Source organism: Shewanella scandinavica (assembly GCF_031932065.1).
GTDB lineage: Bacteria > Pseudomonadota > Gammaproteobacteria > Enterobacterales > Shewanellaceae > Shewanella > Shewanella baltica.
The window spans coordinates 34,844-47,846 of the sequence record NZ_JAUOES010000025.1 but is presented as its reverse complement, the minus strand read 5'-3'; the positions used below and the strand labels follow the sequence as shown (position 1 = coordinate 47,846).

Here is a 13,003-nt window from a genome sequence, read left to right as displayed (position 1 = left end):
ATGAAAAAATTATCTAAAAAGCTAGAAGAACTGATGATTCAAGAAAAGAAAAATAATCAAAAATTGAATGAACAATTGCAATTCCTACAGCAAGCTCAACAAGCTGGTGTGATAAGCAAACCGCAATATAGTCTTGCCAGCCTTGTTAACGTAAGAACATCTATTTAATCTGACAGACAAAGATGGGACATCCATAACTCTCATGGGGTTGCGGCCAACACCGTGGTGACAGAAGTTCACCTCCCCTCGGAGTTGCCGCAGGGCATTAGCGTTCGTTGCGTGATCGAGGCATGGATGCCGAGATAGCGTCAGTCGAATCAGGGACGAGCGTCTGACGCGATAGCATAAGGGCGCTAATTGCCCAAGGGGCTTTCAACTCCGTTAGGGAGCGGCAAGGGAGATCCAAGAGGGAATTGCTGTTGATCCCCTCTTGGTCGGGTGTGGGATGAAGCCCCACGACGTTGACCTTGATTTTGACTTTGATTTAAAAAAATAAAAACTCGGAGGGGCTTATTAATCATATAAAAAAGGTGTGACACTTAGCGTGTCACACCTAGATAATTAATTATTAAATTATAAATATCAAAAATGAATAATTAGAATCGATATTCAACACCTAAACTGGCTTGTTTAAAGTCTGTGTCTGTATCTGCACCGTTGCTAACATTCTCAACGGTAATTCCTGCATCATACCAAGTGTACTCGGCATTAATTAAGAATCGATCTGTGACTTTAAATGCGACACCGGCACCGGCGAACACACCTTCATCATCTTTATTTCCAGAAAAACCTAACACATCATAATCAGTGGAATACCATAGTTGCCCACCTTTAGCGTACAACTCAACGCGATCAACAATGGGATAAGAGACTTTTAGCGCAGCGGTATAACCATCTGTTTCTGCATTAGATAAGCTATTACCATAATCACCGAAGTTAACGTATCCGCCCTCGATAGCTAAATATTGGTTAAAGCGATAACCAACAAGCCCTTGAATAACATCGCTATTGTCATCGAAGTCATCTTTACCATCAACTTTTAAATAACCATAGTTAGCACCAACATAAATGCCATTTTCTGCGACATCATTATTTTTCATATTCTCCGCATGAGAGTAAACACTAACAGAGGCTAAAGAAATAATGGCGGCCAAAGTAAGAATGGTATTTTTCATAATGTACTCCTAGTTAATTATTTAAATACGCTAAGTACATTACAAAAGTAATGCCAGACTTACCGAACTCAAGCTAAATAGATTTAAGAAAGTTAATAAAAAACATTACTATCAATGCTATAGCTTAATCAAGATAATTTAAAATGAAGAAAAACCGTCTAAAATAACAGCTAAAATCACTTATATATTAATAGCTGTAAGTTGCACTCACTCTGGCGAATGTATTTATTGCCTATTGCATTGTAACTATTTCATAGATAAGGAATATATTCACAAACCCGCTACATCCCATCAACCTACAACATCTCACAAATTAGTCATCATTCATGTCACATGGGTTAATTTTAAATAATATTGCAGATAGTTGACTCCCGAATTCAACTATAAAGTTGTCCGCCTTTTATTCGCTGATAATGTATAGCGGTTTAAACGCTAAAATGACATTGGAAAAATATAATAAAATTACCCTTCCCTATTTACCCAAGAAAATGATTTTTCCAAAAATGCCGTTGCATCATTCTCGATAATAAGACCATGGGCCATGATGATGGCCTTGGGCTCCCAAGCTAATATTTTATCAATATGACTGCGCGCTTGTGCCTTAGCAAACATAAAACTTAAGCGCCAATCTAAGGGCATTTTACCGTTTGGAGCGAGTATTCCCGCTCCGCGAGCCAATAATCGCTGTAAGGCATTAAAAGATTCGGGTGAAAAGTTCTCGATAAGATCCGTCACAATCAAAGTACGTGATGCTTTATGAAAGAACACACATTCCTGCATAAAATGAGAGCCCGTAAATAATACTTGGTCAATATCAGTCGCCCACATGGCTTGAAATTCAGCGGTAAACAGCCCATCAAAATGGAGATCTGGCCGCTTTGTTTGAACTTCCGCAGTGCCAAAGCTTTGGGCCTGCGGATAACGTTGCTGCCAGTCCTTTAAAAAAAGGTGGTGCAGGTGATTTGGTGCAATAAGATAATGAACTTCGCCTAACGCCTCGACCAGTGCTTGAAGTTCAGGGGTGAGTTTAATTGGGCTATGTACCCACAAAGCGCCATTATTCAAACGGATCACTGTCATCCGTGTGGTATAGGGCAAGGTAAAAAATGGTACGGCCTCACCATCAAAAATCCACAGGTTTTCTGCTAGTTGCTTCATATCAACTCTCCATGCTGCCAATCATTCCATCAATAATAGCTTTCGCTTTACCGTACATTGAAGCACGAAATCAGCCGCCAGCCATCATCACAAAAGTATGAAAAGAGAATTGAAAAGACAGAGCACCCAAGACTCATTTTGTTTTTAAGGGCTAATAACACCTAAATTCAAGCAATGCATCTTCCCCTGCGAAGTAGTCGAAGTGCTCGAATAAGAATGCCATTGAGATATCATGGATGATGAAACAGGCTAAAGGAAAATACATTTTCCTTTATAAATAGGACTTAAACGATACGGCTAAAATTAACTTAGCCTAACTTAACTTAGAAAAATTAAGCATTTTCTATTATGGGAATAATTATCGCGAAGTAACGTTATCAAAATTAATGTCTAACTTATTTACTAATATAAATTCGTTTTACCACACTCACAGGCACATATAATCTGACTACAAATCATTATGGCTACTGTCATCAAGAAATGCTTTTAAACCTTGGCGATCTAAAATTTCCAAATGTGCCCCTTGTTTCCGGACTAAGCCACGAACAACTAACTCTTTCACTGCTCGTCGATAAACGCGGCTAATAGTACCAAAACGTTCAGCTTCAGGGTCGATTTTAGCAAAACCACCAAGGACAACAGTATTGCTATCTCGTATCCATAGATCATAGGCAATGTTATACACTATGGGGCGTAATAATCGTTGGGTATAGATATCCATGGAGTCTTGATAATCATCCGCTAAAGCACTGGCAAAAAACATCGCCATTTCAGGATGAGCCTGTAAAGATCTCGTCAGTTTTGCCACGGAAATAGCCGTTACATCAATATCCTGTTCAGCGACTACACTCCACTGACAAAGATTTTGATTTAAAAACTCCATTTCACCAAAGATTTGTTCAGTACACTGCACCTCACCAAGCTGAAAACGCTTACCACTAGCGACAGTAATATTCATAGAGACTCGGCCGTGAGGCACTAGGTATAAATGGTCTACAACTTGCCCTTGGGTTAGCAGAGCAGAACCTTTGATGAGGTGACGAGTAGCGACTGCACAGTGCATTAATTTCTGCCGAAATTGCTCACTGTGTGCTTTAAGGAATGGATAAAAGCGAGTATTAGGGTTTGGCTCGATCTGCATTTGTTGTGACCAATCATTGTGATGGCATCACTTTACATGCCGCAGCAATAACGCGTCCACTCATTCGAGGCACATAAAATAGAATCCATCGATAGAGTAGCGCGCCATTGACTACGATTGTTGAAGTTAACTCCTATGGCTTGTTAGCGCTTGCAACGCAATCATTGCTGAACGCTTTTCCCCCTCAATCATACTGCCGTTAACTTGTTTAAACTGACCAATCCCTTCTTTAACTTCCTGCTCAAATAGAACAACGTTGTTAAGAATGGATGCAACCTGCAAACCACGGAAACGCCCAACCGTTAACAGTGCAGAGGTTTCCATGTCAGCAGCAAGTACACCACGCTGGTGCCAAAACTCACAAATTTCCGTCTCTTGGTCGGTATAAAAACTGTCATGGGAACGCACTAAGCCTAAGTAATACTTACTTTGAAGTTGCTTAGCTGCACTAAGTAAGGCCGCAACTAAGGCATGATCGGCTACAGCAGGATAGGATGCAGGAAGATAGCTCAAGGAGCCCCCTTCGTCACGAACTGCCCCTTCGGCAATAATCAATTCTCCTAGGCCAATATTGTGTTGCAACGCTCCTGCAGATCCAACACGAATGATGGTAGTAACTCCGCACTGTTTAAGCTCCTCTAATGCAATCAGCATTGAAGCAGCGCCTATGCCTGTACTACAAATCGTGACATCTATACCGTTAAATCGTGCATTAAATAACTGAAACTCACGATTACTGGCAACTTGTTTGCCGTTTTCACACCAACCCGCGATACGCGCTGCACGAGCAGGATCACCACACACAATCACTCTAGAAGCTATATCGTCAGCACTGACGGCAATGTGTGGTTGTAGGTTCATAGCACCGCCTGCTTTGAGGATTTGGCTTGGTTAGACTTTGCAGTTGCCATCCATACTCGCGTGCCATTCAATGCGATGAACAACAGAATTGCGTATTCGATAGACATGGCGTAAACCCCTTGCGCAGCATACACACCAACACTAATCACGTTTATCACAACCCACAGAATCCAGTTTTCAACATACTTGCGGGTCATGAGAATTTGCGCGACCACTGACAATACAGTCATTGTGGCATCCCAAAACGGGAAGGCATCAGGATCTAAAGGTTTAAGGACGATATCATTTCCGAAGGCGTTGAGTGTGTTAGTGGCGATTTTAGCTAACGCTGCAAAGAAAGGGTCAATGAAGATAGTCATCAAACAAATAGCGACAATACTCACTACGCCAGTAATGAGCAGTTTTTGTTTAGATAGCCAACGCACTTGTAGTGATTCGCCATCAATAGTATTGGGACGAGTCCACGCATACCAACCGTAGATATTGGCGACAAAAAAGAATAATTGCAGAATTAATAATCCATATAGTTGGATTTGGTAAAAGATGATTGCAAACAAAGTCACATTAATTAAACCAAAAAAATAGTTAATCGTTTTCTCTTTGCTTGCACACCAAATACACAATAAACCAAATACAGTGCCAACCATTTCAATCCATGACATGGCATAGCCACTGCCCAGAGGAATATTAACAAAGGTATTATTGATACTAAACCATGAAATAATGTCCATATAGCGATCCTTTTTATCCGTTAAACATCGAGATAATAAAAATACTCAATAATCAAGGCTAAGAAACGGACTTTTGTCCCTTTCATTGGCGATGGTTTGATTTCGTGATCCAATCCCGCTTTTGGCTAGTTTAAATGCGGTTTGCTGAAGGGGACAAAATGATCGGGCAAGTAAGGCTTTTATATCTAACATATTTAAACATCAGTACTTATCACCCAGAAATACACCTTCCCTCAGAGTTGCCACAAGATAAATAAAAATCGGTGTTTTTCTGGCTTGTGAGCGAGACGAGGATTGCCGAACAGGAGTATTTTACATGGATGTAAAGCGAGGACTTCGAAAGCCATAGCCCCTTTGGCCATGAGTAAAAGAGGCTTTCAAATCCGTTGAGAATGCTGGCCATATTTTACAAATAAGCCAAAAGGAGAACAGGTACTTCTCCCCTTTTGGTCTGCGCTTAATGAATAATCACGGATGGAGCCCAACGACTTTGACTTTCTTGTTAAAAGAATGAAAGTTCAAACGAAGTTCGAAGACGATTGCCTAATTGCCGAACCTTCAACAGAAGGTCAAATCTTCACACAGACAAACAGCGCGTTGCCGGATGCTAAATCCCACGGGACGATTCTTTCATAATCATGTTCGAAAACATGCACTTCAAAATAGGGTGCTAACAGTTCCTGTAGTTCTGTGAAGCTGGTCGCGACCATGGCATGTTGGTCTTGCCATTGCTCAATACTGTGTAGTTCTTGTAAGCCAACCTCCTGCAAACCTGCAGCGTGTAACCCCTCTTCCAGCGAGCCTAAATCTTTCATGTCAGAGACTGGTAAAGGCGAAGCTGACACCTCAGTAAACGGCAGACTGCTTTTGGCAATACTCAACTTTAATGATTGTTTCTCGCCTTGACCACTGTAATGCCAGCCGGATTCAAAGGCGAAATGGCTACCATCAAACTCGGCAAAATGCTTAACCGAGGCAGTGTTATCGATTCTGTGTTTATCGACAGTATTAAAACAAAACAGTCCGCCGTCATTGAGCGCACTGTGCACACTGGCGATACAACTTTTAAGCCGTTCGATACAAGCACTGTAATGAATGGAATATAAAAAACAGGTGATCAAGTCGACGCGCTCTTCTAAATAAAAAGCTGTCATATCTTGCAGGTTAAACTGGGCTTCGGGACAACGGCGCATGGCCATGTCGAGCATCGGCTGATTGATATCAAGGCCACTGCATTGATAACCAAGATCGATAAAATGCCGCACATGCGGACCCGTACCACAAGCTAAATCAAGGTGTTGTTTACCGTTATTGCCAAGGAACTGATGCAGACGATGGATGCTCGCACTCTGTTGCTGGTAGTTAATATCAGAACACATTAAATCGTAATAGCCGGATAAATCGGTATAGAGCGCGTTGGAAGACATAGTAGCGAATAGGTAACAAGGGCAATTTTAGGTGGCGCATGATATATCAGTTAGCCGATATCAGAAACAAACAATTGCCCCGCAGCTCAGTACGGCTAAAGCTAAAGCGGCCAATTGTGCACTCAAGGATTCAAATAAGTATGTTGGGTAGGAGAGGCGCTAAGCGCGATAATCACCAGCAGAAGAATATGTTAGCTAAAGAAAAGAAATCGCAGTGAACTCACAACACACATCGAGCTCACACTCACAATTAACTACTTGCAGGCACATCTCGCGGATTGCTCGCAAGGTGGCGCAGCGGCCACTTCACACATACCCGCAGTTTTGCCTTCGCCAACACACCAAGCATTACAGTCAAAGGTATCAGGATGACCTAAGTCGTCACTGTGACCGTGTATCACATCTTTACCGGGATTGGATTCGACTAACAAGCCATCGGGCAAACACGCCTCGCCAAACATTCTGCCATTAGGCACACCTTGTGCATCGGTGCCGACATGACAACCGGCAACACCGGGCGCAACACCATCACTGTCCTTCCACCAGCTCTGTTTATTCTCTTGCCAATCTGAGGGTTTAAATTCTATGGTGCCCATGGCACCCGCCATTCCCTTGGCGCCATCCGAGGGTTCACCGATTTCACCGTGGGCAAATACTGGGCTAGCTAGCAGTAAGGAACAAGATACTAATAGGGTTAAAGCTGTAAATTGTTTCATAACACCTCCTTTGTTTGAGTCAGAGTAAGCTTAGTCAGATGTGTCGATATCGCCATTTTAGATTCGATGGTAAACGCACAAAGCAGAAGAATAACCAAGTAGTTTAAGATGTTGAACGAGCGCGGCTATGGTGCATGAAAGTTCAGCTCTTCGTAGGTGCTTAAATGTTCGAGCTTAGGTTTAGCAAAGTAATAACCCTGAAAATACTCAATCCCGATTCCAGCGAGATAATTCAGTTCGGCTTCGCTCTCAACGCCTTCGGCCAAGACTCTTGTATTAAGTTCTAGGCAAATACGCAGTATTTCATCCACCGCCAGCTGTTTTTCTTTATCGACATCGATATCACGGATCAAGGTCATATCGAGTTTTAATACTTGAGGGCGCAGGGCATCCAACCAACTTAAATCAGCAAAACCACTGCCAAAATCATCGATTGCGGTGATAAAACCACGCTTAGCATAACTCTCGAAGATGCGGACTAATTTCGCCCGATCGACAATTTGCTCACCCTCTGTCACTTCGAACATGATTTTGTGAATATCAAACCCATACATGTCGGCGGCTTCAATCGTCGCGCGGATACAGGTCTCAGGGTTATATACGGCGTTAGGTAAAAAGTTGATACTGAGCATCTTATCGAGTCCCAGCTTTGAAGCGGTTTCTATCGCTTTAACCCGGCAAGCCTGATCAAAATAGTATTTGTTGCTATCGTTAATTCGTGCAAATACCCACGCAGCCCCTTCACCTTCGGGACCTCTAACAAGGGCTTCATAACCGCTATTCTCACGGCTAGGCCAATGAATGATAGGTTGAAATGCCATGCGAATTTCAAATCCTAATGACTTACCACTTAAGCAATCCATGCATGTTTGCTGCTTTATTCGAGCGGGGAAATCCATAAACGGCCTCCTTAACATCACCTTACTAGTGTGAGGATAAATGGTTAAATTTGCCAGTTTTTACTGTTCATCATCCTAATAAAATCCATCACATATAGAGTGAAGAATGCTATTTCCAAAAATATAAAACGATTGTAAACGGCATAAAAAAATGGATGAATCCCAATAGGAGCTTCATCCATCACTATATGCCTCTGACTGATTTACTTCAGTTTATAAATCACTTCAACTCTATCTTCTATGCTCACTTGGCCGTACTGATAGCTCTCGGCGGCGCCCATGGCATCGGCTTTAGCGCTCATGCGTAACATGACAGGTTGCACAGGGCGTTGATCGTAATAACGGATCTGCCAGATCTTACCGAGATTTTCACCAAAGCCTTTAGCCAAAGATTCGGCTTTTTGTTTGGCATCCACAATCGCAGCTTGACGTGCCTTGGCGACGTATTCAGCTTCTTTACTCGACTTAAGGGCGATGTTATTCACCCGATTCATGCCCTCTTCTAAGGCTGAATCTAAAATAGCGTTCAAGCGGCTTAAGTCTGTTACCGTCACGGTAATTTGGCGACTGGCGGTGTAACCCGTCAGCTCAGGTGCCTTATCCTGCACATACACATATTGCGGTTGAAGATTTAAATTCGCGCTCTGGATCTGATCTTTAGTCACACCCGCGGCGGTGAGACGGGCGATAAACTTAGCCACGGCGGCATCGGAATTATCTTTGGCGGCTTTAGCGGTTTTTTCGGTCACGGCCACTTCCACATTCACATCCGCCATATCGGGTTCGACTTGGATTTGGCTCACACCCATAGTTTCAATATGCGGGAAATCGACCTCAGCAGCGAGTACCGCTGGCGCCATAAACGCACTAGAAAAAAGACCACCCGCCACCAATACCGCTAAAAGAGAATTTTTCATAACTTACTCCAAAATAATGTGCTTATACCTAAACCACTTCAAATAGAACGCATATTCAAAACGAGACGGCTAAAACGACTGTGTCGCTTATTTAGCGCTTAGGCTATCAGTAAAAAGTGCCAATACTTGTGCCAATATGTAACAGCATCAAGAAATTGTCTCTTGCCCCTATAAACGCGACCAATTTTAAAAAGGGTTAATTTTTCTGAAAAAATGTTCAGCGCTTTTTATCCAGATGAGTTCGACCTTGGATCTTTGGCTTATCTTCCTATATCCACACCCAAAATAGGCCTTAGGGTTAACTGGCATATTCAGCGCCCCAATTGTACACTTTTCAGCCAAAGCTACTGTACCTTTTAATCACTTCAGGTATAATCCGCCAACTTTTTTAAGGCGGCTTATACCTCAGCGAGAAACCATGACAGTTGAAACTTTTAAACCCAAGCAAACGACCACGCTTGATATCCCAGTCAAAACATTAGAAGCAGCAAGCACTAATGCTGTTACCACTGGGAATCGCATCGGTTTCGTGTCTTTGGGCTGCCCAAAAAACCTCGTGGATTCAGAGCGTATTCTGACTCAGTTACGCATCGACGGCTACGAAGTCACTAACAGCTACGACAATGCCGACTTAGTTATCGTCAATACCTGCGGCTTTATCGATGCTGCGGTGGAAGAATCTCTGGATGCTGTGCGTGAAGCCTTAGAAGAAAACGGCAAAGTGATCGTCACTGGCTGCCTTGGCGCCAAAGAAAACCAAATCCGCGAAGTGCACCCAGATGTGTTAGAAATCACTGGCCCACACAGCTACGAAGCCGTGTTGAAGCATGTTCACAAGTACGTGCCTAAGCCAGAGCACAACCCTTTCACCTCACTAATCCCACAAACTGGGGTTAAGTTAACGCCTAAGCATTACGCTTATTTAAAGATTTCAGAAGGTTGCGACAACCGTTGTACTTTCTGCATTATTCCTTCGCTACGTGGCGACCTCGACAGCCGCCCAGCGGGCAGCATCTTAGATGAAGCTAAGCGTTTAGTGGAATCAGGCGTACAAGAAATTCTAGTTGTGAGCCAAGACACCTCGGCCTACGGCAAAGACAAAGGCGGTCGTACCGATTTTTGGAACGGTATGCCAGTCAAGCAAGACATTACTAGCCTAGCGCGCCAACTGGGTAAAATGGGCGCTTGGGTGCGTCTGCATTACATCTATCCCTACCCATGGGTTGACGATTTAATCCCGCTAATGGCAGAAGGTTTGATCCTGCCGTATTTAGATATTCCAATGCAGCATGCAAGCCCACGTATCCTGAAGATGATGAAACGCCCAGGCCGTGTTGACCGTCAGTTAGAAGCGATTCAACGCTGGCGTGAAATCTGCCCAGATCTAGTGATCCGCTCGACCTTTATCGTCGGCTTCCCTGGTGAAACCGAAGAGGATTTCCAAATCCTGCTCGATTTCTTAAAAGAAGCACGTCTTGATCGCGTCGGTTGCTTTAAGTATTCAGAAGTGGATGGCGCTGTCGCCAACACCATCGCCGAGCTAATCAGCGAAGACGTTAAAGAAGACAGATACCACAGATTTATGGAAGTCCAAGCCGAGATCAGCGCCGAGCGTTTAGCCCGTTTCGTTGGCCGTACCTTAGATATTCTGATTGATGATGTAGACGAAGAAGGCGCCATTGGCCGCAGCTTCGCCGATGCACCTGAAATCGACGGCATGGTGTTTATCAATGGTGAAACTGAGCTGGAACCTGGTATGTTGGTTCGTGCCCGCATCACCCATTCAGATGAACACGATCTGTGGGCTGAAGTAGTAGACGCTGACACCCAAGACTAAGCTGTTCTGATACAGGACAGGCTATGACTCAAAAAGCGAACCTCTGGTTCGCTTTTTGTTTTTTATCATTTCGTAAGCATTAACACTGCGAATGCTTCACCATCCTTACTCCACTGCTTCGCCTCACTAACTCATCACACTATTTCTTCTCGCTATCTCATCACACTATTTCTTTTCATTATCTCGGCTCACGATCTTGATTCATTGCCAGCCTAACTTCCGCTGATTTATCAGCAGCTAGGCTGAGACATTATGTATTAAGCAATAGATATTAAGCATCTGGCCCTAACATCTTATTGGCATCAACCCAAAGCTCGAACTCTTCTGCTGTCACCAACTCCAGTTCTAATGCCGCTTGGCGCAGCGTCTTGTGTTCGCTATGGGCTTTTTTGGCGATCTTAGCGGCCTTTTCATAACCGATATGTTGATTCAGCGCTGTCACTAGCATGAGTGAGTTTTCCACATGCTTAGCAATCTGAGGTTCATTTGCCACTATGCCAACCACACAATGGTCATTAAACGACTGACAAGCATCCCCCAATAAGCGCCCCGATTGCAGCACATTGGCGATGATCATCGGCTTAAACACATTGAGCTCAAACTGACCATTGCTGCCTCCAATTCCAACGGCGACATCATTACCCATGATTTGCGCGCACACCATAGTCATAGCCTCAACCTGAGTCGGGTTGACTTTGCCCGGCATGATGGAGGAACCAGGTTCATTTTCAGGCAGTAATAACTCAGCGATGCCGCAGCGCGGGCCAGAACCTAACATCCTAATATCATTTGCGATCTTCATTAAACTGACCGCCGCCACTTTATAGGCCGCCGACAGGGCGACTAATTCATCGTGGGCAGCAAGGGCGGCAAACTTATTCGGCGCCGTCACTAAGGGCAAGCCTGTGAGTTTTGCGATATTGTCCGCCACCTTAACGGCGTAATCCTTGTGTGTATTCAGCCCAGTGCCCACTGCGGTCGCACCTAAGGCTAACTCGGCCACCCGCTTGAGACTGTGCTCAATGCCTTCGATGCCATGACTTAATTGCGCGGCGTAACCCGAAAACTCTTGGCCTAAGGTTAACGGTGTCGCATCCATAAAATGCGTGCGGCCGATTTTAACTAGGTGCGCAAACTCCTCGGCCTTGTGCTGCAAGCTCTGCTGTAGTGACTTCATGCAGGGCAAAACCAGCTCAACGGCTTGACGATAAGCAGCAATGTGCATGGCGGTGGGAAAGGTATCGTTGGAAGATTGCGAGCGGTTAACATCGTCATTGGGGTGCAAACATTTAACCGTATCGGTGAGTTGCCCACCCGAGAGCACATGGCCGCGATAGGCAATCACTTCATTGACGTTCATATTGGTTTGCGTGCCCGAGCCTGTTTGCCAAATAACCAAGGGAAATTGCGTATCGAGTTCACCTGCGATCAGCTCATCGCACACTTGGGCAATCAGTTGGGCTTTAGCTTGAGTCAAAGCGCCAAGTTGTTGATTGGTAATGGCGGCGGCCTTTTTGAGATAGCCAAATGCGTGGATCACTTCAATCGGCATTGACGCTTCGACACCGATACGAAAGTGCTGCCGCGAACGCTCGGTTTGCGCGCCCCAATAACAGTCTGCGGCGACTTGTACCTCACCCATAGTGTCGTGTTCGATTCGATATTGCTGTTCCATGCGCATCTCCTTCGCTAAAACCCTCTAAGCCTTCACCATACTCGCTCAGGGCGAAAGTACAATTAACCTCCAACAAGGAGTATCAATGATAAGGCTGATTTAAACGTAAAGATTGGCGTAAAGGCAGGCGGAAGAGCGTGAATTGGCAGGATTAGCGAGGCACTAACACAGCAGACTAAAACAGTAAAAAGCAGATTAACAAAAGCACAGACCTAGAAAGTCAAAAGGGGCATCGCCCTTATGCTGATGCCCCTTTCGGTTTTGTGCCTTACGGTCATATGACCCTTTGCCCTTTTTGGCTTTCTCGGTGCGGGTCCTAAACAAGGGACTCGTCACTAACGCTTTAAGTGCGTTGTCGGTAATGGTGCCTCGGCCACTTTCGTGTTCTAAGGTCATATTTTGCGGTTTTTGTTTAGTCATTTTATACCTCACTGCTTAATGAAAGTTAAGCCCATGGCCTAACAGC

At 44.3% G+C, this 13,003-nt stretch carries 13 protein-coding genes; 2 read left to right on the top strand and 11 right to left on the bottom strand.

Features of this window, described 5'->3' with window-relative positions:
- A complete protein-coding gene (locus tag Q4Q50_RS18155; RefSeq protein ID WP_311900513.1) occupies positions 1-168 on the top strand; it encodes a hypothetical protein in 168 nt (55 codons plus the stop codon).
- 428 nt (positions 169-596) lie between these two features.
- Here Q4Q50_RS18155 and Q4Q50_RS18150 read toward each other — a convergent pair whose 3' ends face one another.
- The 9 genes from Q4Q50_RS18150 to Q4Q50_RS18110 form a co-directional block, all read right to left on the bottom strand.
- Entirely contained in the window at positions 597-1,175 is a 579-nt protein-coding gene (locus Q4Q50_RS18150; protein ID WP_012088141.1) for a porin family protein, read from the bottom strand.
- A 462-nt stretch (positions 1,176-1,637) separates the two neighbouring features.
- Positions 1,638-2,333, bottom strand: coding sequence for a DUF4336 domain-containing protein (locus Q4Q50_RS18145; RefSeq protein ID WP_311900511.1), 696 nt, complete (start codon positions 2,331-2,333; stop codon positions 1,638-1,640).
- A gap of 448 nt (positions 2,334-2,781) precedes the next feature.
- Positions 2,782-3,474, bottom strand: a complete 693-nt coding sequence (locus Q4Q50_RS18140; protein WP_006083227.1) for a Crp/Fnr family transcriptional regulator — start codon at positions 3,472-3,474, stop codon at positions 2,782-2,784.
- A gap of 126 nt (positions 3,475-3,600) precedes the next feature.
- Positions 3,601-4,335: a nucleoside phosphorylase gene (locus Q4Q50_RS18135; RefSeq protein WP_006083228.1), complete on the bottom strand. Its 735-nt coding sequence runs from the start codon at positions 4,333-4,335 to the stop codon at positions 3,601-3,603.
- The gene (gene pnuC, locus Q4Q50_RS18130) at positions 4,332-5,066 is read right to left on the bottom strand and encodes a nicotinamide riboside transporter PnuC (RefSeq protein ID WP_006083229.1); all 735 of its coding nucleotides are present in this window, start codon (positions 5,064-5,066) and stop codon (positions 4,332-4,334) included. Before pnuC ends, Q4Q50_RS18135 begins: the two co-directional genes overlap by 4 nt.
- Before the next feature lie 569 nt (positions 5,067-5,635).
- Complete coding sequence (locus Q4Q50_RS18125; RefSeq protein WP_311900508.1) at positions 5,636-6,493, bottom strand: class I SAM-dependent DNA methyltransferase; 858 nt, start codon at positions 6,491-6,493, stop codon at positions 5,636-5,638.
- Positions 6,494-6,747: 254 nt separating this feature from the next.
- The gene (locus tag Q4Q50_RS18120; protein ID WP_006087020.1) at positions 6,748-7,209 is read right to left on the bottom strand and encodes a hypothetical protein; all 462 of its coding nucleotides are present in this window, start codon (positions 7,207-7,209) and stop codon (positions 6,748-6,750) included.
- A 125-nt stretch (positions 7,210-7,334) separates the two neighbouring features.
- Positions 7,335-8,108: an EAL domain-containing protein gene (locus Q4Q50_RS18115; protein ID WP_311900505.1), complete on the bottom strand. Its 774-nt coding sequence runs from the start codon at positions 8,106-8,108 to the stop codon at positions 7,335-7,337.
- 203 nt (positions 8,109-8,311) lie between these two features.
- Complete coding sequence (locus Q4Q50_RS18110) at positions 8,312-9,025, bottom strand: oxidative stress defense protein (RefSeq protein ID WP_006083233.1); 714 nt, start codon at positions 9,023-9,025, stop codon at positions 8,312-8,314.
- Between the two features lie 418 nt (positions 9,026-9,443).
- Between Q4Q50_RS18110 and rimO the strand changes: the two genes are divergently transcribed.
- On the top strand, positions 9,444-10,862 hold the full coding sequence (rimO, locus tag Q4Q50_RS18105; protein ID WP_012088137.1) for a 30S ribosomal protein S12 methylthiotransferase RimO: 1,419 nt from the start codon (positions 9,444-9,446) through the stop codon (positions 10,860-10,862).
- Positions 10,863-11,133: 271 nt separating this feature from the next.
- On the opposite strand, the gene fumC is transcribed toward rimO, so the two are convergent.
- Both fumC and Q4Q50_RS18095 read right to left on the bottom strand, forming a co-directional pair.
- Positions 11,134-12,537: a class II fumarate hydratase gene (gene fumC, locus Q4Q50_RS18100; RefSeq protein ID WP_311900502.1), complete on the bottom strand. Its 1,404-nt coding sequence runs from the start codon at positions 12,535-12,537 to the stop codon at positions 11,134-11,136.
- Positions 12,538-12,732: 195 nt separating this feature from the next.
- On the bottom strand, positions 12,733-12,957 hold the full coding sequence (locus Q4Q50_RS18095; protein ID WP_311900501.1) for a ribosome alternative rescue factor ArfA: 225 nt from the start codon (positions 12,955-12,957) through the stop codon (positions 12,733-12,735).
- Positions 12,958-13,003 lie beyond the last annotated feature (46 nt).